We start from the raw sequence: 24628 nt of genomic DNA, 5'->3' as shown, positions 1-24628 counted from the left end.
CAGCCGCTCGCGCAGGGCCGGGTCGCCCGGGCGCTCGGTCAGGGCCCGCTCCAGGTAGTCGGCCGCGACGGCGCGGTCGCCGGCGGCGAGCGAGAACTGCGCGGCCTCGGCGAGCAGGTCGGCGGCGTCGGGCAACGTGCCGACGGGAGCGGCCAGCAGGTGGGCGGCGAGCTGGGTCGCCGGCGCGTGACGGGCGCGCAGCTCGACCGCGGCCCGGGCGTGCATTCCGGCGACGGTGAGGTTGCCGAGCGCGGCGAGCGTGGCCTCGCGGATGACCGGGTGCACGAAGGTGAGGCCGTCGGCCCCGCCGAGCATGACGTTGGCGCCGACCAGGTCGGCCACCGCGGCCTCGAGGTGGTCGTCCTCGATCCGAGCGACCCGGCGGGCCAGCCACGGGCTGGCCTCCACGCCGAGCACCGCGGCCGCGCCGGCCAGCGCGAGCGCGTCGGGCGAGAGCCGGCTGAGCATGGCGCGCGAGATGGTCGCCGGCCCGAGCCCGCCGATCGCGTCGGCGGTCACGCTCTTGCTGACGTCGTGGCCGGCGCTGACCAGCTCGTCGAGCAGGGCGCCGGTGAGGAAGGGGTTGCCGCCGCACGCGGCGTGCATCGCCGTGACCACCTCGGCGCACGGCACGACGCCCTGCGGTGTGTGGAAGGCGGCCACCGCCGAGGGCGAGAGGGCCTCGGGGAGCAGTCGCTCGACGTACGACGACACGGTGAGCTCGGTGAGCGGCCCGGTGCCGCCGGTGGGCGGGCGGGTGCCGACGACGAGGGCGATCGGCAGGTCGGCCACGCGGCGCGCGAGGTAGCCGAGGAAGCGGAGCGACGGCTGGTCGCTCCACTGGGCGTCGTCGACGGTGATCAGCAGGGGACGCGTGGCGGACAGGTCGATCGCGACCCACCACAGCGCGTGCAGGGTGCGGGCGACCTCGGCGTCGCTGGCCAGACCCTCGGGCGCCACGTCGAGCGCCTGCAGCGCCGCGCCGGCCGGGCCGTCGAGGATCGCCCGGCGCACGTCGCCGCTGTAGCGCGACACCGACCGCTCGACCATCTGCCGCACGACGCCCCACGCCATCGACGTCTCGGTCTCGTCCCCGGTCGCCTGCAGCCGGCCGAAGCCCCGCGCCCGGGCCAGGTCGCGCGTCTCGCGGACCAGCCTCGTCTTGCCGATGCCGGCCAGCCCCTCGATCACCAGGACCCGGCCGTTGCCGGCCACGGCGCTGTCGAGCGCCTCCGCGATGCGTGCGAGCTCGCCGTCACGCTCCAGGATCTGGGAGGCAGAGCTCACTGGCGGATCATAGGCGGGCGCGGGCTCCCGCGAGGGTGTTGTAGTGGATGACCAGCTCGTCGACCGCGTCGGTCCAGCTCCGCTCGAGCGCCAGCTCCCGCCCGCGGGCGCCGAGCAGGCCGCGGTGCCGGTCGGCGACGACGGCGTCGACCGCACGCCGGAAGGCCCGCGGGTCGCTCGCGTCGTAGAGGAGCCCCGACTCCAGGTGGCGTACGACGTCGGGCGCGCCGCCCGCGCGGGGCGCGACGACCGGCACCCCGGCGGCCGTCGCCTCGCGCAGGGCGTGGCAGCAGGTCTCGTGCTCACCGGGGTGCACCAGCACGTCGAGGGTCGGGACCGCGATCGTCAGGTCGCCGGTCGACAGCGGACCCGTCATCCGCGACCCCGGCAGGCGGCTGTCGAGCCACTCCCGCTGCGACCCGGCGCCGATCACGACGGGCCGGAGGCCGGGCATCGCGGCCAGCTCGGCGAGGCGCCGTACGCCGTGACGCCTGTGGAGGCTGCCGACGTAGCCGACGACCACGTGGGGGCCGGCGGCCGACCGGGCCCGCGACCAGGAGTCGTGCAGCCACTGGTCGCGCAGCGCCGGCGTGAAGGCGGCGGCGTCGACCCCGGGGCGCCAGAGCCCCGCGTCCACCCCGAACTCGCCCAGCCGGTCGACCATCCAGTCCGAGGTGACGAGCACCCGGTCGGCCCGGTCGGCCACCCGGGACCGCCAGTAGTCGGCGCTCTGGTCGAGCACCGCCGACTGCTCGACGACGAGCGACGGGACGCCCGAGCGGCTCGCGTGCTTGAGCGCCTTGCGGCCCAACGGCCCCGGCGACGCGACGTGCACGAGGTCGGGCACGAACTGGTCGAGCGCGGCCCGCACCTGTGGCCCGACGGGCTCCAGCGGCCGGACCCGGACGACCCGCGAGGTGCGGTACGTCGCGAGCCCCGGCCCCGGCGCCACCACCCGCACCGTGTGCCCGAGGTCGACCAGCCGGTCCGCGACCGCCTTGAGCGTCGTCGTCGTGCCGTCGACGGCCGGGTAGAACGTCTCGGTGACCAGGGCGATCCGCATGTCCCGAGCATCGGGCCGCCAGACGTCCTGACACCCAGCACCGCGCAGACGCCCGATGAACATCCGCCGAGTCGGCGCAGACTTGAAGTGAGATGACGCCGAGTCGGCGCAGCGGCTGGGTCACCGCGCCGACTCGCGCCCATCCGACTGCAACTCTGCGCCGAGTCGACTCGGCATACACATGCGCCGACTCGGCGGGTCGGAGGCGGGTCTGGGAACGACGTCTTAGGTGTGGCTTGCTTCACATCGGGCGGTTCTGTGTGCAGACTCGGCGGCACCGGCACCACCCGAACGGGTTGACGAGGGGCGCGGATGACTCAAGGCGTGCAAGGCCCGACCAGGGCGCGGATCGAGCCGAGGACGTTGCGCGAGGACCGGTGGTGGCTCGCGCCGCTGGCGACGTTCACGGTGTTCTCGGCGTTCGTCGTCTACGCCACGGTCCGGGCGTTCATGGGCAGCGACTACTACGTCGAGCCCTACCTGTCGCCGTTCTACTCGCCGTGCCTGGGCGACTGCGTCGAGGGGTCGTCCGACTTCGGGCAGCCGTTCGGCTGGTTCCCGCTGTCGGCGGCGCTGATCATCCTGATCTTCCCGCTGGGCTTCCGGATGACCTGCTACTACTACCGCAAGTCCTACTACCGGGCGTTCTGGCTGTCGCCGCCCGCGTGCGGGGTGGCCGAGCCGCACGGCACCTACACCGGCGAGTCCCGCTTCCCGCTGATCTTCCAGAACGCCCACCGCTACTTCTGGTACGCCGCGGTGGTGGTCGGGCTGATCCTCACCTTCGACACGGTGATCTCGTTCCGCGAGGCCGACGGCGGCCACGTCGGACTGGGCTCGCTGCTCATGGTCGTCAACATCGTCCTCATCTGGCTCTACACGCTGTCGTGCCACTCCTGCCGGCACGCGGTTGGCGGCCGGCTGCGCCACTTCTCCAAGCACCCGGTCCGCTACCGGCTCTGGACCTGGGTCTCCCGGCTCAACGTCAACCACGGCCGCTACGCGTGGTACTCGCTGTTCTCCGTGGCCCTGGTCGACCTCTACGTCTTCCTGCTGGCGAGCGGCACGATCTCCGAGACGAGGTTCCTCTGATGAGCGAGTCCCGACACCCGATGACGGGCAACGAGATGTCCGGCGACGCGGCCGGCGGCATGGAGCGTCACCAGTACGACGTCGTGGTCGTCGGTGCGGGTGGTGCCGGGCTCCGGGCCGCGATCGCCGCCCACGACGCGGGGGCCCGCACCGCCATCGTCTGCAAGTCGTTGCTCGGCAAGGCCCACACGGTGATGGCCGAGGGCGGGATCGCCGCGGCGATGGGCAACCGCTGGCCCGAGGACAACTGGGAGGTCCACTTCCGCGACACCATGCGCGGCGGCAAGATGCTCAACAACTGGCGGATGGCCCAGCTGCACGCCCAGGAGGCGCCCGAGCGGGTGATGGAGCTCGAGGACTGGGGCGCGCTCTTCGACCGCACCGACGACGGGCTCATCAGCCAGCGCGACTTCGGTGGCCACAAGTACGCCCGCCTCGCCCACGTCGGCGACCGCACCGGCCTCGAGATGATCCGCACGCTGCAGCAGCGGGCGGTCGCGCTCGGCATCGACGTGTTCATGGAGCTCACCGTCACCGACCTGTTCCAGGACGACAGCGACGGGACGCCCAAGATCAGCGGGGCGTTCGGCTACTGGCGCGAGACCGGCCGGTTCGTCGTCTTCGAGGCGCCGACGGTGATCCTCGCGACCGGCGGCATCGGCAAGTCGTTCAAGGTGACCTCGAACTCGTGGGAGTACACCGGCGACGGCCACGCGCTCGCGCTGCGCGCCGGCGCCCACCTGATCAACATGGAGTTCGTGCAGTTCCACCCGACCGGCATGGTCTGGCCGCCGTCGGTCAAGGGGCTGCTGGTCACCGAGTCGGTGCGCGGCGACGGCGGGATCCTCAAGAACTCCGAGGGCGAGCGGTTCATGTTCGACTACATCCCGGAGTTCTTCAAGGCGGAGACGGCCGACACGGTCGAGGAGGCCGACGCCTGGTACGAGGACAAGAAGAACAACCGCCGCCCACCCGAGCTGCTCCCGCGCGACGAGGTCGCCCGGGCCATCAACAGCGAGATCAAGGCCGGTCGCGGCACGCCGCACGGGGGGATCTACCTCGACATCGCGTCGCGCCGTACGCCGGAGTTCATCCGGAAGCGGCTGCCGTCGATGTACCACCAGTTCAAGGAGCTGGCCGACGTCGACATCACGAAGGAGCCGATGGAGATCGGCCCGACCTGCCACTACGTGATGGGCGGCGTCGAGGTCGACCCCGACACCCAGGAGAGCGCGGTCAAGGGTCTCTACGCCGTCGGCGAGTGCTCCGGCGGGATGCATGGGTCCAACCGCCTCGGCGGCAACTCGCTCGGCGACCTGCTCGTGTTCGGCAAGCGGGCGGGGGAGTACGCCACCACCTACGCCCAGTCCCTCGGTGACACGCGGCCGGCGATCGACGAGTCCGAGGTCAAGGCGGCCGAGCGCAGTGCGCTGGCGCCGTTCGAGGTCGAGGGCGGAGAGAACTCCTACACGATCCAGTCCGACCTGCAGCAGTCGATGAACGACCTGGTCGGCATCATCCGCACCGCCGACGAGCTCGAGCAGTCGCTCAAGGAGATCGAGGACTTCAAGCTGCGCGCCAAGGAGATGAAGGTCGAGGGCCACCGGCAGTACAACCCCGGCTGGCACCTCGCGCTCGACCTGCGCAACATGCTCGTCGTCAGCGAGGCCATCGCGAGAGCAGCGCTCGCGCGGGAGGAGTCGCGCGGCGGCCACACCCGCAACGACTTCCCGGGCCCGGATCCCGTGTGGGGCACCAAGAACCTCGTGGTGTCGCTCAACGAGGCCGGCGACGGTGTCGAGCTCGCCGAGAAGCCGCTGCCGGTGATGCCGGACGACCTCAAGACCTACTTCGAGAGCAAGTGAGGGTGTCATGGCCTACGACCTGAAGCTCCGCGTGTGGCGCGGTGACGCCACCGGGGGAGACCTCGGCGACTACACCGTCGAGGTCTCCGAGGGCGAGGTCGTCCTCGACGCCCTCCACCGCGTGCAGGCCACCCAGGCCGGCGACCTGGCGATCCGCTGGAACTGCAAGGCCGGCAAGTGCGGGTCCTGCAGCGCCGAGATCAACGGCAAGCCCCGGCTGCTCTGCATGACCCGGCTCTCCGACTTCGACCCCACCGACACGATCACGGTCACGCCGGTGCGCGCGTTCCCGGTGATCCGCGACCTCGTCACGGACGTGTCGTTCAACTACCAGAAGGCGCGCGAGCTGCCGTCGTTCGCGCCGCCGCCGCGCGACGCCGACGGCAAGCGCCGGATGGCCCAGGTCGACGTCGAGCGGGGCCAGGAGTTCCGCAAGTGCATCGAGTGCTTCCTGTGCCAGAACGTCTGCCACGTCGTGCGCGACCACGAGGACAACAAGGAGGCCTTTGCCGGTCCCCGCTTCTTCCTCCGCTACGCCGAGCTCGACATGCACCCGCTCGACACCCACGACCGGCGCGAGCTGGCCCAGGGCGCGGCCGGGCTGGGGATGTGCAACATCACCAAGTGCTGCACCGAGGTCTGTCCCGAGGGCATCAAGATCACCGACAACGCGATCATCCCGATGAAGGAGCGCGTGGTCGACCGCAAGTTCGACCCGCTGGTGTGGCTCGGGTCCAAGATCGGCCTCCGGGCCAAGGACGACGAGGGTCGAACCGAGGTCTGACGGTGTCGTGATGGTCCTCGGACGCCGACCGGTCGCTGGTCTGGGCCAGTCCGTCCGAACCCGCGCCACCGGCCGTCCGCCGTGGGATGGTGGGAGACCCGCCCCGAGGACGACCCCGTGACCCAGCCACCGAGCGCCGAGCGGTTGTGGCAGCTGACCGTGGAGCACTCCCCGGTCGGGATGACGCTGGTCCGTCCCGACGGGATCCTGCTGTCGGCCAACCGGGCGCTGTGCTCGATGCTCGGCTTCACTGAGGACGAGCTGCAGGGCCGACGGTTCCAGACCCTGACGCACCCCGACGACCTGCCGACCCACCTGCGCCTCTACGACGAGACGATCGCCGGGGTCCGCTCCAGCTATCGCCTCACGAAGCGCTGCGTGAGGTCCGACGGGTCGACGCTGTGGGGCGACCTGTCGGTCGCGGTGCTGCGCGACGACGACGGGACCCCGCTGCACCTGATCGGCCAGATCGTCGACGTGACCGCCCTGCGCGAGGACCGCGAGCGCCTGGCCGCGGCGGTCGAGCTCGTCGAGCACCAGCGGCGGATGGGTCAGGCGATCCTCGACACCGTCGACCTCGGCCTGCTGCTCATCGACCGCGAGGGCCACTACGAGGAGTGGAACCGGCGCCACCGCGACTTCCTGTCGCTCGCCTACCCGGAGGGCCACCACGGACGAGCCGGTCAGCTCGGCGAGGTCTACGCCGCCGACGGCACCACCCGGGTGGCGCACGACGACATGCCCACGGCGCGGGCGGCCCGGGGCGAGGAGTTCGACGACTACCGCATCTGGGTCGGCGCCGACCCCTCGGCCCGACGTGCCCTGTCGGTATCGGCCCGGTCGGTGCGCGATCCCTCCGGTGGCTTCGCCGGGGCGGTCCTCGGCTACGGCGACGTCACCGACCTCATGCGGGCCGTGCAGTCCCGCGACGACTTCCTCGCCGCGGTGTCGCACGAGCTGCGCACGCCGCTCACCTCCGTGCTCGGCCACCTCGAGCTCCTCGCGGACCGCGGCGACCTCCTCGACGACGTCACCCGCCAGCTGCAGGTCGTCCGGCGCAACTCGCTGCGCCTGCAGCACCTGGTCGCCGACCTGCTGCTGTCGGCGCAGCACCGCGAGGGCAACCCCGTGCTGAGCCGGGCCGCCTCGGACCTCTCCGACCTCCTGCGCGACGCGGTGGAGTCGGCGACCCCGGTCGCCGCCGCCCAGGGGGTCGAGCTCGTCGTCGACCTCCCCCCGTCGCTGCCGACCGTCATCGACCACGAGCGGATCCGCCAGGTCGTCGACAACCTCGTCTCCAACGCGGTCAAGTACACCGACGCCGGTGGCCGCGTCGAGCTGCGGCTGCGCGCGACCGGGCCGGAGGTCGAGATCGCGGTCAGCGACACCGGGATGGGCATCGACGCCGACGACCTCGACCGGGTCTTCACCCCGTTCTTCCGCTCGCAGGAGGCGCGCGAGCGGGTGACCCCCGGGGTCGGCCTCGGGCTCGGCATCGCCAAGTCCATCGTCGCCGCTCACGGCGGACGGATCGAGATCAGCAGCGCGCCCGCCGACGGGACGACGGTCCGCGTCCTGCTGCCGAGCACGTGGCCCGATCCGCCCTCGCTCTGAGGCAGGTCAGCCGACGCGGACACACACCAGGGCGGTGTCGTCCTCGGCGACGTGCTCGGTCGCGGCCAGCAGGTGGTCGGCCAGGTCGTCGGGCTCGCGTCCCCCGTGGAGCCGCAGCTCGTCGGCCAGCCAGGCCAGGCCGGCGTCGAGCACCCGGTCGCGCCGCTCGACGAGCCCGTCGGTGTAGAGCACGACCGTGCTCCCGCGGGCCAGCGTGACCCGGCTCGTCGTACGCCGGCTGGTCGGCTCGACCCCGAGCAGCAGCTCCGGCACGCTCTGCAGCTCGGTGACCGCACCGTCGTGCACGACGTAGGGCGGCGGGTGGCCGGCGTTGGACCAGGTCAGGGTGGACCCGCCGCGGTCGTCGGGCTCCAGCACGGCGAGGACCGCGGTGGCGAAGGTGCCGACCTCGAGTCCGTGCAGGGCGCCGTCGAGCGCGGTGAGCACGGCGGCCGGGTCGGGGTCGGAGGCGTGGGCGATCCCGCGCAGCAGGTTGCGCATCTGGGCCATGGCGGCAGCGGCGTGCCGGTCATGCCCGCTGACGTCGCCGACCGTGAGGACGAGCCGCCCGTCGGGGAGCGCGAAGGCGTCGTGCCAGTCACCGCCGACCTGTGCCGTCTGGACCGCCGGTTGGTAGCGCGTGGCGACGCGGTAGCCCTCCGGGACGGTGGGCTCGCCGAGCAGGCTGCGCTGCAGGGTCTCCGACATCGCCCGCTCGGTGCCGGCGACCTGGCGCTCGAGCGCGAGGCTCTCGGCGCGGTCGAGGGCCTGCCCGATGGCGGCCGCCGTCAGCCGGAGGAAGCCCAGGAAGTCGTCGTCGAGCGGCAGCATCGGGCTGGGAGCGACGGCCAGCAGCGGCCGGGCCGACGGGCTCGGGTGCAACGGCAGCCAGACCACCGTGCCGCCGTCGTGCTCCTCCACGACCGGGTCGCCCCCGTGCACCGGGCTCCGGGGCTCCGCGGGCAGTGCCGGGTCGTGCGGCACGGCGGCCGACGCCGGGTAGAGGTCGACCGCTCGGAAGTCGGGCCCGGCCGCCCGCAGCAGCAGCACCGACTGCGTCGGCACGTCCTCGAGGCGCTCGACGCTCGTCAGCAGCGCCCCCAGCCGGCCGAGCAGGGCCAGGCGGCGGGCGGTGACGACCTGCGTGGTCGTCTCGGCGGCGACGTCGATGACCCCCTCGACGACGCCGTCGGAGGACAGGACGGGGGAGTAGGAGAAGGTGAAGTAGCACTCCTCGAGGAACCCGTTGCGCGCCAGCGGGACGTCGGCGTCCTCGATCCAGGTGCTGCGTCGCTCGGTGCGTGCGGCGTCGAGCAGCGGGCCGATGAACGACCAGGCCTCGTCGAACACGTCGTGCGCGGCGGAGCCGAGGGCGCCCGGGTGCTTGTCGCGGATGAGCTCGACGTAGGCCTCGTTGTAGAGCAGCGTGTAGTCCTCGCCCCACAGCAGCGTCATCGGGAAGCGAGAGCTGAGCATCAGCCGCACCGTGCTGCGCAGGGTGGGCGACCAGGTGTCGGGAGAGCCGACGCCCGTGGCGGACCAGTCGACGTCGGCGTACGTGCGCGCCAGCGTTCCCGCCTGGCTGAACAGACCTTCCACGTGGTCAGAACCTACTGCCCCGGCGGGCCTGGTGTGGGCGCGACGCGGAACGACGCCGTGACGAGGGTGACTAGCGTGACGCCATGAGCGCCGACACCGACGACCTCGCTCCGGACTGGTGGAAGTCCGCCGTGGTCTACCAGGTCTATCCCCGCACGTTCGCCGACGGCGACGGTGACGGCGTGGGTGACCTGGCCGGCATCCGGGCGCACCTCGACCACCTCGAGCGGCTCGGCGTCGACGTCGTCTGGCTCAGCCCGGTCTACCGCTCCCCGATGGACGACAACGGCTACGACATCAGCGACTACCAGGACGTCGACCCGATCTTCGGTTCGCTCGCCGAGCTCGACGGGCTCATCGCCGATCTCCACGCACGGGGCATCAAGCTGCTGATGGACCTCGTCGTCAACCACACGAGCAGCGCGCACGCGTGGTTCCAGGAGTCGCGCAGCAGCACCGACAACCCCAAGCGCGACTGGTACTGGTGGCGTCCGTCGCCGCCCAACGACTGGACCTCGTTCTTCTCCGGCCCCGCGTGGACGCAGGACGACGCGACGGGGGAGTACTACCTCCACCTGTTTGCCGACTCACAGCCCGACCTCAACTGGGAGAACCCCGACGTGCGGCGGGCGGTCCACGAGATGATGCGCTGGTGGCTCGACCGCGGCGTCGACGGCTTCCGGATGGACGTCGTCAACTTGCTCTCGAAGCCCTCCCTCGACCGGCCGCACGCCGAGGTCTTCAACGGCCCGCGGATCCACGAGTTCCTCCAGGAGATGCACCGCGAGGTCTTCGCCGGCCGTGGTCCGGGGCTGCTCACCGTGGGCGAGACGCCGGAGTGCGGCCTCGACGACGCGCGGCTCTACACCGACCCCTCCCGGGGCGAGGTCGACATGGTCTTCCAGTTCGAGCACGTCGACCTGGACTCCGGGCCCGGCGGCAAGTGGGACGTCGTCCCGATGACGCTGCTCGACCTCAAGCGCTCGTGGGGCCGGTGGCAGGAGGGGTTGGCCGACGTGGGCTGGAACAGCCTTTACCTCGGCAACCACGACCAGCCGCGCAGCGTCAGCCGCTTCGGTGACGACTCACCCGAGCACCGGGTGGCCTCGGCGAAGGCCCTCGCGACCGTGCTGCACCTGCACCGCGGGACGCCCTACGTCTACCAGGGCGACGAGCTCGCGATGACCAACGCACCCCTGGCCGCCGTCGGCGACCTGCGCGACATCGAGTCCCTCAACGCCTACGCCGGGATGCTCGCCCGCGGCGTCGAGCCGGACGACGCGATGACCGCGATCCGGGCCAAGAGCCGTGACCACGCCCGGACGCCGGTCCCGTGGGACGAGGCCGCAGCCCAGTGGGACGACCCCGACTCCGTCGCCCACCACTACCGGAGGCTCGTCGCGCTCCGGCACGACCACCCCGTCGTCGCCCACGGCGACTTCGAGATGCTGCTGCCCGAGCACGAGCAGGTCTATGCACTCACCCGCCGCCTCGACGGCGTGACGCTGCTCGTCGTCGCCAACCTGTCCTCCGACGACGCCGTGGCCGACCTCGACGGTGAGCGGCTCGAGCTGGCCCCGTGGGAGGCGCGCGTGACGCTCGACGGCGACCCGGTCCTAGCGGCGGAAGGCCTTGGTGACGCCCGGACCTGAGCCGCCGATGTTCACGGCGGTGACGGTGACCCGGAGCGCTCCCGTCGGCAGCGCGCTCCGTCGCAGGGACAGGGCCGTTGTCGGCACCGTCCGCGAGAGCACGGTCCGGGCGCCCTTCCGGACCACGACGCGGTAGGTCAGCGGGGTGCCGGCCGGGTTGGCCGCGGCCGACCAGCGGAACCCGACCTGGGTCCGGCCCCGGGTGACCACGAGGGCGGACGGTGCGCCGGGCTTGGTGAAGAGTGGCCGGAACACTTCCACCCGGCCGACGACCTGCGTCGAGCTCCCGAGGCTGATGACGGTGGCGTCGACCAGGGCGAGGCGGCCGTTGGCCGCCACCGTGGGGACCAACGGGATCTGGAAGCGCTGCCGCGTCCCGCCGAGGGTGACCAGGGGCGCGTCGCTGCCGTCGGCCGTCGGGCCGTAGACGTCGAGCCGGCCGAACGCGTGACCGTCGAGGTCGCCGGACCCGATGTAGATCCGGCCCTGGGGGTCGGCGGCGACCCCCTGGGTCAGCCAGTGCGGCGTCGGCGTGGGCACCTGGATCCGGCGCGCGGGCGCCACGTTGCCCGACTGGGTGCGGGTGAAGACACTGACCCTCGGGTCGACCCCCGACGGCGCCGCGGCGACACCGTCGCCCGGCAGCCCCGCGACGGCCACGATGCCGCCCAGGACGGCGTCGGTCTCGAGCCTCGTCCGGCCGCCCGCGATCCGTTGCACGGGCGCCACGTCGCCGTCGGCACCAGGGGCGAAGCGCAGCAGCTCGATGCCCGGTTCGCCGTCGACGACCTCGTCGGCGACCCAGAGCGAGCCCTCCGGGGTCCAGGTCACCGCGGACGGGTCGTCGATCCCGGTGAGGGCCCCGGTGATGGTGCGCGTGGGGACGGCGGGCCCGTCGGCCTGGGCCGGGTCGAGCACCTGGACGGCGCTCGAGCCGTCGACGTAGGCCAGGCCGGCGGTCGGGCTGAGGGCCGGGGGCGTCCCCGAGGTGCCGGTCCCGGTGAAGGTCTTGACGACCACCGGGCGTCCCTCGGAGGTCGGCGACCAGACCGTGATGTCCCCCGCCGCGGCATAGATCGTGCCGTCGCTGGCGATGGCCATCGCCGGAGTGCTGCTGCCTCCGGCGATGACGCGGTCCGGGCCGACCCCGATCGTCGAGGCGTCGGCCGGCGGCCCGACGGCAGCGGCGCCCGAGCCGACGAGGACGAGGACGGCCACCGCGGCGGTACGGCGGCGGACGGGGTGCGTGGGCTGGGTCATCAGGGTCTCGCTGACGGTGGGGGTCGCGGAGGTCGCCGCCCACGCTAGGTCGGCCACCGGCCGGCGTCAGCGGACGCCGGGGCAGGCTTGCCCGACCGACCGGGCACCGTCGACGTACCAAAAAGGTCACACTGTGTGGTCGCGGTCTCAGCCGCCTCCTAGGGTTCGGGGCATGACGACCGAGGGGACCGCCGTCGAGGGCGGTCTGGACGAGCCGACCGAGCTCGAGCCCGAGCAGGGGACGCTCGACCTGGCCCAACCCGACGACCGGCACACGCGGGCCGACTGGGAGCGCGAGACCGCCAAGGTCCTGCGCAAGGCCCGCCGGATGACCGACGACGACCCCGACGACCTGGTCTGGGACAAGCTGACCCGCACCACGCTCGACGGCATCGCGCTGCCCCCGCTCGGCACGCCCGACCTGCTCGACGACCTGCAGACGGCCGGCCGGCCGTCGCGCGCGGGGGACTGGGACATCCGCTCGCACCTCGCGGCTGTCGCGGCCGGCAGCGAGAAGGCCCTCAACGAGGAGGTCCTCGGCGACCTCGAGGGCGGCGTCACCTCGGTCTGGGTGGGCGCGACGCCCGGCACCGACTTCGGCGCGCTGCTCGAGGGCGTCTTCCTCGACCTGGCCCCGGTGGTGCTCGACCCCACGGGTGACCCGGCCGACCCTGCCGCCACCGCCCGGGCGTTCCTCACCTGGGCCGGCGACCTCGAGCTGCACGCCGCGACCAACCTCGGCGCCCCCGCCTTCGACGACGAGGTCGCCAAGCTCGCGCGGACCGCCGGGGTGCTCGGGTTCGTCGTCGACGCCACGACGATCCACGACCGCGGCGCCTCCGACGCGCAGGAGCTGGGCTGGTCGATGGCCGCCGCGGCGACCTACCTGCGGGCGGCCGACGGGGCCGGGCTGTCGGTCGCCGACGCGGCCGCCCTCGTCGAGTTCCGCTACGCCGTCACCGACGAGCAGTTCACGGGCATCGCCAAGCTGCGCGCGGCCCGCCGCCTCTGGGCGCGGGTGCAGGAGCTCAGCGGGTCCGAGCCGGTCCCGATGCGGCTGCACGCCGTGACGAGCCGGCCGATGATGACCCGCTACGACCCCTGGGTCAACATGCTCCGCACCACTGTCGCGGCCTTCGCCGCGGGCGCCGGCGGTGCCGACGCGGTGACCGTCCTGTCCTTCGACAGCGCCCTCGGCCGCCCCGACGCGTTCGGCCGCCGGATCGCCCGCAACACCTCGCACCTGCTGATCTCCGAGGCCCACGTTGCCCAGGTCGCCGACCCGGCCGGCGGCGCCTACGCCGTCGAGAAGCTCACCGACGACCTCGCCGCCGCCGCGTGGACGGTGCTGGGCGAGCTCGAGGACGGCGGCGAGGGCGAGGCCTGGGAGGCGGCCATCGCCGACGTCGTGGCCGCCCGCGAGAAGCAGGTCGCCACCCGCAAGCGTCCGCTCACGGGCCTCAGCGAGTTCCCCCACCTCGCCGAGACGCTCCCGGAGCGTGACGGGGACGGCCTCGGGGTGGCGTCCTACGGCGCCAGCTTCGAGGCTCTGCGCGACGACCCGCCGGCCGCCCACGTCTTCCTGGCCACCCTGGGCACGGTCGCCGCCCACACGGCCCGTGCCACCTTCGCCACCAACCTCTTCGCCGCCGGAGGGGTGGCCGTCGACGTGGCCGGTGCGACCGACGGCGTCGACGCGCTCGTGGCGGCGTACGACGGCCAGCCGGTCGTCTGCCTGGCCGGCGCCGACGCGGCCTACGCCGAGTGGGGCGAGGCCGCGGCCTCCGCCCTGCGCGAGGCCGGCGCGACCCGGGTCGTCGTCGCGGGCAAGCCGACCGACTACAGCGACGACGCCTGCGCCATGGGCGTCGACGCGCTCGCGTTCCTCGCCCGCACCCGAGAGGCCCTGTCATGACGGTCCCGAAGTCGTTCTCCGGCCTGCCGCTCTCCGACGGGGCCCCGAGGCCCGCTGCGCCCACACCGCAGCCGCCATCGGCCGAGCCGTGGCTCAGCCCCGAGGGCATCGACATCCTGCCCGTCTACGGTCCCGAGCACCTCGAGGGCCTCGACGCGCTCGACACCTGGCCGGGCCTGAGCCCGTTCCTGCGCGGGCCCTACCCGACGATGTACACGACCCAGCCCTGGACGGTCCGCCAGTACGCCGGCTTCTCCACCGCCGAGGCGTCCAACGCGTTCTACCGCCGCAACCTGGCGGCCGGCCAGAAGGGCCTGTCGGTCGCCTTCGACCTGGCCACCCACCGCGGCTACGACTCCGACCACCCGCGGGTGCGCGGCGACGTCGGCATGGCCGGCGTGGCGATCGACTCGATCTATGACACCCGGACGCTCTTCGACGGCATCCCACTCGACGAGATGTCGGTGTCGATGACGATGAACGGAGCGGTGCTCCCGGTCCTCGCGCTCTACATCGCGGCCGCCGAGGAGCAGGGGGTCGGGCCGGAGCAGCTCGCGGGGACCATCCAGAACGATATCCTCAAGGAGTTCATGGTCCGCAACACCTACATCTACCCTCCGGCGCCGTCGATGCGGATCATCTCCGACATCTTCGCCTACACCTCGCAGCGGATGCCCCGGTTCAACTCGATCTCGATCTCCGGCTACCACATCCAGGAGGCCGGGGCGACCAACGACCTCGAGCTCGCCTACACGCTGGCCGACGGGGTCGAGTACATCCGCGCCGGCCTCGGGACCGGCATGACGATCGACCAGTTCGCCCCGCGGTTGAGCTTCTTCTGGGCGATCGGGATGAACTTCTACATGGAGGTCGCCAAGCTCCGCGCGGCCCGGGCCCTGTGGTCGCGACTGGTGCGCCAGTTCGAGCCCGAGAACCCCAAGTCGCTGTCGCTGCGCACCCACAGCCAGACCTCGGGCTGGAGCCTCACCGCGCAGGACGTCTTCAACAACGTGCAGCGCACCTGCATCGAGGCGATGGCCTCGACCCAGGGCCACACCCAGAGCCTCCACACCAACGCCCTCGACGAGGCCATCGCGCTGCCGACCGACTTCTCGGCGCGCATCGCCCGCAACACCCAGCTCCTGCTGCAGCAGGAGAGCGGCACGACGGGCACCATCGACCCGTGGGCCGGGTCCTACTACGTCGAGCGGCTCACCCACGACCTCGCCGAGAAGGCCTGGGCCCACATCCAGGAGGCCGAGCAGGCCGGCGGGATGGCCAAGGCCATCGAGCAGGGCATCCCCAAGATGCGCATCGAGGAGGCCGCCGCCCGCACCCAGGCGCGCATCGACTCCGGCGCCCAGAAGGTCATCGGCGTCAACACGTTCCGTCTCGCGGCCGAGGACAAGCTCGACGTGCTCCGCGTCGACAACGACGACGTCTACCGCCAGCAGATCGCCAAGCTCGAGCGGCTGCGCGAGGAGCGCGACGACGACCAGGTGCGGTCCGCGCTCGAGGCGCTGACCAACTCCGCCGACCGCGGCGCCACCAAGGGCTCGCTCGACGGCAACCTGCTCGCCCTCGCCGTCGACGCCGCCCGCGCCAAGGCCACCGTCGGCGAGATCTCCGACGCCCTCGAGAAGGTCTACGGCCGCCACCAGGCCGTCATCCGTACGATCTCCGGCGTGTACCGCGACACCGCAGGCGAGGGCGACGGCACCCTGCTCAAGCAGGTGCTCGACGCGACCGCCGAGTTCGAGGAGGCCGAGGGTCGGCGTCCCCGCATCCTCGTCGCCAAGATGGGCCAGGACGGCCACGACCGCGGCCAGAAGGTCATCGTCTCGGCCTTCGCCGACATGGGCTTCGACGTCGACGTCGGCCCGCTGTTCTCCACGCCCGAGGAGGTCGCCCAGCAGGCGGTCGACGCCGACGTGCACATCGTCGGCGTCAGCTCGCTCGCGGCCGGCCACCTCGCGCTGCTCCCGGCCCTCAAGGCCGCGCTCGAGGAGCAGGGACGCCCCGACATCATGACCGTCATCGGCGGTGTCATCCCGCCCGACGACGTCCCCACGCTGCGCGAGATGGGCGCGGCCGCGGTGTTCCTGCCCGGCACCGTCATCGCCGAGTCTGCTCTCGACCTCCTCGCCAAGCTGCGCGACCAGCTCGAGCATGAGAGCTGAGGGCCCGGGGCTTCGAGGCTCGCAAGCTCGCACCTCAGCCACCGGGCGACCTGCTGTGGGTGAAGGCTCGCGAGCTCGCACCTCAGCCACCGGGCGACCTGCTGTGGGTGAAAGCTCGCACCTCAGCCACCGGGCGACCTGCTGTGGGTGAAGGCTCGCAAGCTCGCACCTCAGCCACCGGGCTCTGTGCGGTGGCTGAGGTGCGAGGAGCGCTAGCGACGAGCCTCGAAGCCCATGGCTGTTGACGTCGAGGGGCTGGTCGCCGGGATCCGGGAGGGTCGGCGGGCGGCGGTCGCGCAGGCGATCACGCTCGTGGAGTCGGCCAAGCCGGAGCGCCGGGCGCTGGCGCGCGAGCTGCTCACCGAGCTCACCGACGAGCAGTCGGGGGTGCACTCGCCCGCGGTGCGCGTCGGCATCAGTGGTGTCCCCGGCGTCGGCAAGTCCACGTTCATCGAGGCGCTGGGCTCGCAGCTGACCGCCGCGGGCCACCGCGTGGGCGTGCTCGCCGTCGACCCGTCGTCGGTGCGTACCGGGGGGTCGGTGCTGGGCGACAAGACCCGGATGGCGCGGCTGTCGGCCGACCCGGCCGCCTACATCAGGCCCTCGCCGTCGGCCGGGACCCTGGGCGGCGTCGCGCGGGCGACGGTGCAGGCGATGGCGGTGCTCGAGGCGGCGTCGTACGACGTGGTGCTGGTCGAGACCGTCGGCGTCGGTCAGTCCGAGGTCACCGTGGCGGGCATGGTCGACACCTTCTTGTTCCTCACCCTCGCCCGCACCGGCGACCAGCTGCAGGGCATCAAGAAGGGCATCCTCGAGATCGCCGACGTCGTCGCGGTCAACAAGGCCGACGGCGACCACGAGCAGGAGGCCCGCGGCGCCGCCCGTGAGCTCGCCGGCGCGCTGCGCCTGGTCCGCGGCCACGACGAGTGGGCCCCGCCCGTGGTGACCTGCTCGGCGCTCCACGACCGGCACGTCGACGACGTGTGGGAGCGCGTGCTCTCGCACCGCGTCCACCTCGGCGAGGCGGGTCTCGCGGCCAAGCGCGCCGAGCAGCAGCTGGCCTTCACCTGGGCGCTGGTCCGCGACGAGCTCGACCAGCGGCTGCGGCACTCGCCGGGCGTCCGGGCCATCCGCGACGAGGTGCGGGCCGAGGTGCTGTCCGGCGAGCTGCCGGCCACGGTCGCGGCGGACCGGCTGCTTGCGGCCTACGACGGCTGACGCCCGAGGGCTCAGGGCAGGTGCGGCGGCGAGCCGATGCGGATCGGGTTGCCGAACGGGTCGCGGATCCCGAAGTCGCGACCGTAGGGCTGGTCGGTGGGCTCCTGGGTGACGTCGACCCCGGCCGCCTCGAGGCGGGCGAAGGTGCCGTCGACGTCGTCGGTGGTGAACGCCAGCCAGCCCCCGCCCGCGCCCTTGGTGACGACGTCGCGGACCTGCTCGGCCGTCGCGTCGTCGTGGGCCGGTGCCCCGGGACGCTCGAGGAGGATCTCCTTCGGGTCGCCCGGCACCCGGACGGTCAGCCAGCGCATCGGCCCGAACTGCAGGTCGGCGCTCACCTCCAGGCCGAGCAGGCCGACGTAGAAGTCGAGAGCGGCGTCCTGGTCGAGGACGAAGAGGGACGAGAGGTTGTTGCGTGTCAGCATGCCGCCGACGCTAGGCGCTGCTGGCGACCTCCGCTTCTCCAGAACTGCTGTGCCGGGCCGGTCCGGCCGCAGGCCGTCCCCACCGCATCATGAACGGCCCCGAAGCCGGCACCGGCACCTCGGACTGCCGCGCCCGGAACGCCGACGGTGAGCAGCCCACGATCTCGGCGAAGCTCCGGCTGAAGGTGCCCAGGCTCTCGAACCCGACGTCGCGGCACACGTCGGTCACCGGGCGCCCGGTCGAGCGGAGCAGGAACATCGCCCGCTCCACCCGTCGCCGCTGGAGGTAGCGACCCGGCGCCTCGCCGAAGACGCGGCGGAACTCGCGGCTGAAGTGGGCGGGGGAGAGGTGGGCGGCCGCCGCGACGGCAGGTACGTCGAGGGGCTCGGCGTAGCGCCGGTCCATCAGGTCGCGCGCCCGCAGCAGCCGCCGGTTGGCCGCCTCCTGCGCCGTCATGCCCGTCCCCACCGGCAGCACGGTAGCGAGCATGACGAGCCCCCGGCGGGACGTGAGAGAATCGGACCGACGACCGATCCGCGTCGCCCACGTGTTTGAAGTCCGCCTCACTCGGGAAAGGCCGCCACATGCCCCGCTTGCGCACGATGACCTCCACCGTGATCGCCCTGGCGGCCGCTGCCCTCGTGGTGACCGCCCCCGCTCCGGCGCAGGCCGACGTCAGCGGGTCGGGCGGCAACAACAGCTACGGGCTCGCCGTCAACGTGGTCGTCAAGGGCGGTCCGGGCGACCCGGTCTCCGGCGGCTCCATCTCGATCTCCGTGCCGCCGAAGTGCTGGTGGGTGCCGTTCGACACCGGCAACTTCAGCTACTACCCCGAGGTCGACCCCAACGCGCCTGACGCCATGGCCCAGTACTTCGAGGCCGCCAGCGCCGCCACCACGATCACCTTCGTCGCCTGGCGCCTGTCCATCCCGTCCGCGGGCTACCTCGCCTCCCACCAGGGCCCGGGCTTCAGCTGGTACACCCTGCAGTCGGCCCCCGGGGTCAACTGCGCCGACGAGGGCTACACGCCCGCCGGCGGTCACGGACCCGAGGGCTGGGCCCCCGGCAGCGGCAACATCCCCGTCTCCTACGCCGCGTTCCCGGGTGCCGACCCGGCGCCGCCCCTCGTCGACGTCGAGGACGTCGTCGAGGAGGTCTGGGACGCCGCGTCGGCCGAGGTGCTCGGTCCCGACCTCGGGCGCAACCCCCAGATCAAGGCCATCGACGGCGCGACCCTGGTCAACCTGCCGACGTGGTTCTGGGTGCAGAACGTGGAGGAGGCGCTCGCCGGCGACGGCAAGATCCACCTCGACGTCTCCATCCCCGGCACCCCGGTCCGCGCCACTCTCGACGCCGCCACCGACGGCGTGCAGGTCACGTCCCCCGTCGGGGCCAACAAGTGCTCCGTCGCCGAGGCCATGACCGAGTACTCCTCGGGCGCCGGCCTGGGCTCGGCCTGCACGGTCGTGTTCGACCGCAGCAACACCGCCGGCTGGACCGTCACCGGCCAGACCACGTGGCAGGGCAGCTGGCAGGGCACCGACGCCGACGGCCCGGTCGGCGGCACCCTGCAGACCCTGACCCCCTCGGCGTCGATCAACGTCCCGGTCGCGCAGTCCGAGGCGATCGTCACCGATGTCGACTGACCCTCGCCGACGGCTGGGGCGGGCGCTGGGCGCTGCCGGAACGGCCGCCCTGGTGCTGGGCCTCGCCGCCTGTGGTGGCGGTGACTCCGACGACGGGCCGGACGACGAGCCGACGCTCGACCTCGGCGGATCCTCGTCGGCCACGACCGCGCCGACCGACGGTCCGGCGTCATCGGACCCCACGACCGGGGAGGGCGACGTGCCCGCCGTACGCCCCGCGCCCGAGCAGGGCGACCGGCTCGAGGACCGCTACGCCGTCTGGGCGCTCGAGCTGCCCGAGAAGAAGACGGCCAAGATCGTCGGCCAGGCGCTCGTGACCTACATGGACGTGCGGCTCGGCGCCTACTTCGCGGGCGAGGCCGACCTCGCCGACGCCGCTCGCGTCGCAGTCGGCCAGCCGCTCACCGAGATCCAGGGCTACGCGGTCGAGCTGCGGCAGCAGAAGCTCCACACGGTGGGCGACCTGTGGCTCTCGATCGACGACAGCAACGTCAAGGTCACGGGCAAGTCGGCCAAGGTGTCCGACGCGTGCGCCCACAACGCGACGGCCAACGTCAACGCCGGTGGCGTCGCGCAGGAGAGCCCCACCGACGCCTACCTGCTCGATGCGACCGTCGTGAAGGCCGCTGCCGACATCTGGCTCATCAGCGACCTCGCCTTCACGGCCGTCGACGACTGCTGACGCCCCTCGACTAACCTGGGTCGGTGCCCGGCTCCCTCGACGACGCGTCCTCGCTGATCGCCGACGTCGTCACCAAGTACGACGCCGAGCTGGTCGACCTGCGCCGCGACCTGCACACCCACCCGGAGCTCTCGTGGTCCGAGGCCCGCACCACCGAGCTCGTCGGTCACCGGGTCGAGGCGGCAGGCTGGCGCGTCACCTACCCCACCCCGACCGGCGTCGTGGCCGAGCTCGGCCCCGCCGACGGCCCGGTCGTCGCCCTGCGGGCCGACATGGACGCGCTGCCCGTGCAGGACGTGTCGGGGGAACCCTGGGCGAGCACGGTGGCCGGCGTCGCCCACGCCTGCGGCCACGACGTCCACACGACCAGCCTGCTGGGTGCGGCCCTCGCCCTCGGCGAGCTCCACGAGCGCGGCCAGCTCCCCGGACGGGTGCGGCTGCTCTTCCAGCCGGCCGAGGAGGTCATGCCAGGCGGCGCCCGGGCGCTCATCGCCCACGGCCACCTCGACGACGTCCAGAGCATCTTCGCGCTCCACTGCGACCCCGCCGTCGACGTCGGCCGGATCGGCCTGCGGACCGGCGCGCTGACCAGCGCGGCCGACAAGATCGAGGTCCACCTCGAGGGCACCGGTGGCCACACCTCGCGCCCCCACCTCACCGGCGACCTCACCTTCGCCCTCGCCAAGGTCACCAGCGAGCTGCCCGCCGTGCTCAGCCGCCGGATGGACCCGCGGGCCGGCGTCAGCGTCGTCTGGGGCGTCGTCCGCGCAGGCTCGGCGCCCAACGTCATCCCCGACCGCGGCATGGTCGCCGGCACCGTCCGCATCCTCGACGCCGTCGCCTGGGCAGGCTGCGAGCCGATCATTCGCGACGCGATCCTCGACATCGTCCGCCCCTACGGCGTCACCGCGACCGTCGACTACCTCCAGGGCGTTCCGCCGGTCGTCAACGACGCCGGCTCCAACGCGATCCTGGCGGCCGCGAGCCGGGCCGTGCTGGGGTCCCGCGGCCAGACGTCGGTCCCGCAGAGCCTGGGTGGCGAGGACTTCGGCTGGTACGTCGAGCAGGTGCCGGGCGCGATGTTCCGGCTCGGGACCCGCACCCCGGGCGGACCGACCTACGACCTGCACCAGGGCAACCTCCGCGTCGACGAGCGGGCCGTCGGGATCGGCGCCCGGATGCTCGCCACGGCGGCCGTGCACGCCCTCGACCCGGGTTTGGCGGCGCCGGTCCCCGGGTAGGTCGGGGCGATGGCCTTCGCCGATCCGGAACAGCTCGAGCAGCTCGCCACGCAGCTCGACGCCCAGGCCGAGGAGGTCCGCGAGAAGTACCGCCAGTTCCGCTCCCGCGTCGACGGGGTGGCGTGGCAGTCCGACGGTGCCGATGACTACCGCAGCCACTGCTACCGGCTCGTCGCCGACCTCGAGGCCAACGCCCAGGGGCTCAACGACGCCGCCGACGACCTGCGCAAGCACGCCCACGCCGTCCGTGAGCGGCTGCAGTGGATGAGTGACATGGTCGAGATGCTGCACGACAAAGCCGAGGAGCTCTGGGACGACGCCGAGGGCGCCTTCGACTGGGGCAAGGACAAGGCCGACGACGCCTGGGACAAGGTGACCGGATGGCTGTGATCAGGCTGGGAGAGGTGCGTCCCCGGCCAGCGCCACGGCGGGTGAGGCTCGACCCGGCCGGGCTGGCAGCCCTGCAGGAGTCGCTCGCCGCCGCCGGCGCTCCCGGGCTCCCGACCGAGCTCGGCATCGACGAGCTGGCCCTCGCCCTGGCCAGCGACGAGGTCCGGCACGCGATCGACGAGGCCGAACGCCGGCTCCGCGAGCACGGCGTGGTCGACGACGACGGTCCCGTCGGACCCGTGGTCGCCGACCTGGTCGCCCTCGCGACCTCGACCCACCGGATCCGTGTCTCGCTCGCCGGCCCGGGGACCCAGGTCCTCGGCCACTACTGGGTCGGCCCCGAGCTCGGCGGTTCCGTGACCCGCGACGGCTCGCACGCCGTCATCTCGCTCTTCGACGCCCGCGACCTCGGGACCGACCTCGTCGGGCTGCTGCCCCGGCCCGAGGCCGACGGGGGCCGGCGTACCCACCGCGTGAGCCTCGAGTCGCTCGCGACCATCGCCTCGCTCCCGGTCGTCTCCGAGGCCGAGGGCGCGGTGATCGCCGAGCTCATGCGGGTCGACGCCGAGCTCGCGTCGGCCCTCCACGCGTGGAGCGAGCGGGTGCGGGCCGTGCTGCACGTGACCGTGGTCGGTCCCGACGCCGCCCGCCTGCCCGCGATGCTCGTCTGGTTCCTCGCCGGCGACGGCTGGTGGTCGGCCCGCACCTCCACCGAGGACTCCGTCCGCATGGTCGAGCTCGAGCCACGTGCCGCCGACGACCTCCCGTCAGCCCTCGGGCTCCTGGCCACCCAGGCGTGGCGATGAGCGGAGACACCGACTACACCGTCACCGGCGGCGCCCACGGCATCGCGGCGGACTTCGACGACATGGACGCCACGGGGTCGCATATCCGGCAGGCCGGCTGGGACGCCGGCGAGACCGCCCTGGCCACGCACTCGTTCCTGGTCGACCCCAACCTGCTGTCGAGCGGTCTGCTCTCCCCGGGTACGCTCGCCACCTTCGAGAAGAACCTCGTCACGACCCTCGACGGCGGCGACGGGCTGAGCGCCAACGCCGTACGCATGACCGGGACCGGCACGTTCATGCAGGCCAGGGCCAAGGCCTACGCGGCCACGGACGCCTCGCTCGAGCACGTCGAGGACATCCGTCAGTACGCCCAGGGCGTCGCCTTCCTCGGCGGCACCGTCACCGGCGTGACGATCCCGGTCACCGCCGCCACGCTCTACGCGCAGGGCTTCTTCGACGACCCCCAGAAGTGGATGGTCGAGCACCCCGACCTGCTCGAGGAGATCGTGGCCAGCGCCCCCGGCGCGCTCGACATGCTGCTCCCGGGCTACGGCTACCCGTTCGACACCGCCGACGCGGCCGGCCTGCTCGCGGCGCTCTACGACCAGGAGGCCGGACCGCTCACGGCCTCGGACCCCCAGGTCACCGAGCTGTCCGCCGACCTCGGCGCGGCGTTCGTCAAGCTCGACGCGTACGCCGAGACCGTCGACGGCTTCGGCGTCGAGATGGTGGGGGAGCCGCCCCACCAGTCCTACAACATCTACCTGCCCGGCACGAAGGTCTTCGACGGCCCGCTGCCGGCCGGACCGCTGTCGCCCGACGCCCTCGAGGAGAGCGACACGGTGCAGAACCTCGGCACCAACTTCGCCGGAGTCAACGGTGCCTCCAACGCCTACGAGCAGTCCGTCCTGGCCGCGCTCGCCGAGCTCGGGGTCCCGCCCGGTGCGCCGATCAACCTGATGGGCCACAGCCAGGGCGGCATCATCGCCGCCCGGCTGGCCCAGAAGATGACCGACCCCGCGAGCGGCTACCCGCAGTACAACGTCACCAGCGTCGTCACCGCCGGATCACCCGTCGACGGCATCGACCTCCCCGACGACGTCCACATGCTCTCGCTCGTCAACGAGTACGACGTCGTGCCGCGCCTCGACGGCGAGCACTACGACGACCACAGCAACCACACGACGATCGTGACCGAGGTCCAGGAGGACTCGGTCGAGGCCAACCACTCGATGACCAACGTCTACGTGCCGATGGCTCAGGACATCGCGGCCATGTCCGGCACCCCCGACGCCGACCCCGCCGTCGTCGACGCGCTCAGCCAGCTCGACGGCTTCTTCGGCCCGGGCGCGTCCTTGACCTACGACTTCGTGATGTCGAGGCCGTGACGGGCTCTGGCGCCCGCCTCCTCGTCGCGCTGTCCCTGGTCGCGGTGGCCGGGTGCAGCAACGGTGCCGCGAGCCCCGAGGAGAGCGAGGTCAACCAGGACCTCGCCGCCGCCATCGCCCACGACCTCGCCGGCCCGGGCTACGACCTCGAGGTCTCCTACGTCGACGACGCCTCCACCCGCGCCAAGGTGGTCGTCGAGGTGGCGTGCGAGGCGTGCCGGCCCGGGCCCGTGCTCGACCAGGCCCTCGAGGCCGTCTGGACCTCGGAGATCACCCCGCTCGACACGATCACGGTGCGGAGCAAGGTGGCGTCGCCGTTGGGTGGGGACACGGTCTACTACCGGATGCCCGAGGATGCTGCTGCTCTCGAACGTCGATTTGGGGCTCGTCCGGTGGGGGTTGGTTCGGGGGAGTGACGGTCTGCACGGTCTCGCTCGACCTGGGGTCAATCGGGGTCGGGCTGTCCGCGCGCCTAGCATCCCGGGCCTCCCTGTCAAGGATCGCCTGCGGCGCCCGCTTCGCGGCGCCGTAGGCGTCC

21 protein-coding genes are annotated in these 24628 nt (G+C 72.7%); 15 read left to right on the top strand and 6 right to left on the bottom strand.

The annotated features are described in order from the left end of the window. Together Q7T52_RS20555 and Q7T52_RS20550 are read right to left on the bottom strand one after the other, a co-directional pair. Window positions 1-1287, bottom strand: a 1287-nt coding sequence (locus tag Q7T52_RS20555) for an AAA family ATPase (RefSeq protein ID WP_304805422.1), incomplete at its 3' end; no start/stop codon positions are given. A gap of 7 nt (window positions 1288-1294) precedes the next feature. Next, window positions 1295-2350 (bottom strand): glycosyltransferase, encoded by a 1056-nt coding sequence (locus Q7T52_RS20550; protein ID WP_304805421.1) that lies wholly within the window; start codon window positions 2348-2350, stop codon window positions 1295-1297. Between the two features lie 324 nt (window positions 2351-2674). Here Q7T52_RS20550 and Q7T52_RS20545 point away from each other — a divergent pair, with 324 nt between their 5' ends. From Q7T52_RS20545 to Q7T52_RS20530, 4 genes are all read left to right on the top strand, one after another. Next, complete coding sequence (locus Q7T52_RS20545) at window positions 2675-3442, top strand: hypothetical protein (protein WP_304805420.1); 768 nt, start codon at window positions 2675-2677, stop codon at window positions 3440-3442. Next, window positions 3442-5307, top strand: a complete 1866-nt coding sequence (locus Q7T52_RS20540; protein WP_304805418.1) for a fumarate reductase/succinate dehydrogenase flavoprotein subunit — start codon at window positions 3442-3444, stop codon at window positions 5305-5307. The genes Q7T52_RS20545 and Q7T52_RS20540 overlap by 1 nt, the downstream gene beginning before the upstream one ends. Window positions 5308-5314: 7 nt before the next feature. Further along, window positions 5315-6091, top strand: coding sequence for a succinate dehydrogenase/fumarate reductase iron-sulfur subunit (locus tag Q7T52_RS20535; RefSeq protein ID WP_304805417.1), 777 nt, complete (start codon window positions 5315-5317; stop codon window positions 6089-6091). Between the two features lie 117 nt (window positions 6092-6208). Next, entirely contained in the window at window positions 6209-7705 is a 1497-nt protein-coding gene (locus tag Q7T52_RS20530) for a cell wall metabolism sensor histidine kinase WalK (protein ID WP_304805416.1), read from the top strand. A 6-nt stretch (window positions 7706-7711) separates the two neighbouring features. On the opposite strand, the gene Q7T52_RS20525 is transcribed toward Q7T52_RS20530, so the two are convergent. Further along, window positions 7712-9304: a PP2C family protein-serine/threonine phosphatase gene (locus tag Q7T52_RS20525; protein ID WP_304805415.1), complete on the bottom strand. Its 1593-nt coding sequence runs from the start codon at window positions 9302-9304 to the stop codon at window positions 7712-7714. An 83-nt stretch (window positions 9305-9387) separates the two neighbouring features. Here Q7T52_RS20525 and Q7T52_RS20520 point away from each other — a divergent pair, with 83 nt between their 5' ends. Then, window positions 9388-10956, top strand: a complete 1569-nt coding sequence (locus Q7T52_RS20520; protein ID WP_304805414.1) for an alpha-glucosidase — start codon at window positions 9388-9390, stop codon at window positions 10954-10956. On the opposite strand, the gene Q7T52_RS20515 is transcribed toward Q7T52_RS20520, so the two are convergent. Then, window positions 10921-12216 carry a hypothetical protein gene (locus Q7T52_RS20515; RefSeq protein WP_304805413.1) on the bottom strand — a complete coding sequence of 432 codons (1296 nt, stop codon included), beginning with the start codon at window positions 12214-12216 and terminating at the stop codon, window positions 10921-10923. The two genes, Q7T52_RS20520 and Q7T52_RS20515, sit on opposite strands and share 36 nt — an antisense overlap. Before the next feature lie 172 nt (window positions 12217-12388). Here Q7T52_RS20515 and Q7T52_RS20510 point away from each other — a divergent pair, with 172 nt between their 5' ends. The 3 genes from Q7T52_RS20510 to meaB all read left to right on the top strand — a co-directional run bounded on the left by Q7T52_RS20510 (window position 12389) and on the right by meaB (window position 17529). Next, window positions 12389-14131 carry a methylmalonyl-CoA mutase family protein gene (locus Q7T52_RS20510; RefSeq protein WP_304805412.1) on the top strand — a complete coding sequence of 581 codons (1743 nt, stop codon included), beginning with the start codon at window positions 12389-12391 and terminating at the stop codon, window positions 14129-14131. Further along, on the top strand, window positions 14128-16311 hold the full coding sequence (scpA, locus tag Q7T52_RS20505) for a methylmalonyl-CoA mutase (protein WP_304805411.1): 2184 nt from the start codon (window positions 14128-14130) through the stop codon (window positions 16309-16311). Before Q7T52_RS20510 ends, scpA begins: the two co-directional genes overlap by 4 nt. Before the next feature lie 234 nt (window positions 16312-16545). Further along, window positions 16546-17529 (top strand): methylmalonyl Co-A mutase-associated GTPase MeaB, encoded by a 984-nt coding sequence (meaB, locus tag Q7T52_RS20500; RefSeq protein ID WP_304805409.1) that lies wholly within the window; start codon window positions 16546-16548, stop codon window positions 17527-17529. Window positions 17530-17540: 11 nt separating this feature from the next. Here the strand turns inward: meaB and Q7T52_RS20495 are convergent, their stop codons facing one another. Both Q7T52_RS20495 and Q7T52_RS20490 read right to left on the bottom strand, forming a co-directional pair. Further along, a complete protein-coding gene (locus Q7T52_RS20495; protein ID WP_304805408.1) occupies window positions 17541-17954 on the bottom strand; it encodes a VOC family protein in 414 nt (137 codons plus the stop codon). A 10-nt stretch (window positions 17955-17964) separates the two neighbouring features. Then, a complete protein-coding gene (locus tag Q7T52_RS20490; protein WP_304805407.1) occupies window positions 17965-18444 on the bottom strand; it encodes a helix-turn-helix domain-containing protein in 480 nt (159 codons plus the stop codon). Between the two features lie 113 nt (window positions 18445-18557). On the opposite strand from Q7T52_RS20490, the gene Q7T52_RS20485 reads away from it, so the two are divergent. Genes Q7T52_RS20485 through Q7T52_RS20455 form a run of 7 tightly spaced genes read left to right on the top strand, consistent with a single transcriptional unit; the run spans window position 18558 to window position 24506 of the window. Beyond that, on the top strand, window positions 18558-19601 hold the full coding sequence (locus Q7T52_RS20485) for a hypothetical protein (protein ID WP_304805406.1): 1044 nt from the start codon (window positions 18558-18560) through the stop codon (window positions 19599-19601). Next, the gene (locus tag Q7T52_RS20480; protein WP_304805405.1) at window positions 19591-20283 is read left to right on the top strand and encodes a hypothetical protein; all 693 of its coding nucleotides are present in this window, start codon (window positions 19591-19593) and stop codon (window positions 20281-20283) included. Before Q7T52_RS20485 ends, Q7T52_RS20480 begins: the two co-directional genes overlap by 11 nt. A gap of 23 nt (window positions 20284-20306) precedes the next feature. Continuing rightward, on the top strand, window positions 20307-21524 hold the full coding sequence (locus Q7T52_RS20475; protein ID WP_304805404.1) for an amidohydrolase: 1218 nt from the start codon (window positions 20307-20309) through the stop codon (window positions 21522-21524). A gap of 9 nt (window positions 21525-21533) precedes the next feature. Further along, the gene (locus Q7T52_RS20470) at window positions 21534-21914 is read left to right on the top strand and encodes a WXG100 family type VII secretion target (RefSeq protein WP_304805403.1); all 381 of its coding nucleotides are present in this window, start codon (window positions 21534-21536) and stop codon (window positions 21912-21914) included. 41 nt (window positions 21915-21955) lie between these two features. Beyond that, entirely contained in the window at window positions 21956-22720 is a 765-nt protein-coding gene (locus tag Q7T52_RS20465) for a hypothetical protein (protein ID WP_304805402.1), read from the top strand. After that, window positions 22717-24090, top strand: a complete 1374-nt coding sequence (locus Q7T52_RS20460) for a hypothetical protein (protein WP_304805401.1) — start codon at window positions 22717-22719, stop codon at window positions 24088-24090. The genes Q7T52_RS20465 and Q7T52_RS20460 overlap by 4 nt, the downstream gene beginning before the upstream one ends. After that, on the top strand, window positions 24087-24506 hold the full coding sequence (locus tag Q7T52_RS20455) for a hypothetical protein (protein ID WP_304805400.1): 420 nt from the start codon (window positions 24087-24089) through the stop codon (window positions 24504-24506). The genes Q7T52_RS20460 and Q7T52_RS20455 overlap by 4 nt, the downstream gene beginning before the upstream one ends. The last annotated feature ends 122 nt before the right edge of the window (window positions 24507-24628 follow it).

Origin of the sequence: Nocardioides sp., from assembly GCF_030655615.1 — a bacterium.
Classification (GTDB): Bacteria; Actinomycetota; Actinomycetes; order Propionibacteriales; family Nocardioidaceae; genus Nocardioides.
Note: the sequence above shows the minus strand (reverse complement) of the source record. Positions and strands in the feature narration are given on the sequence as shown.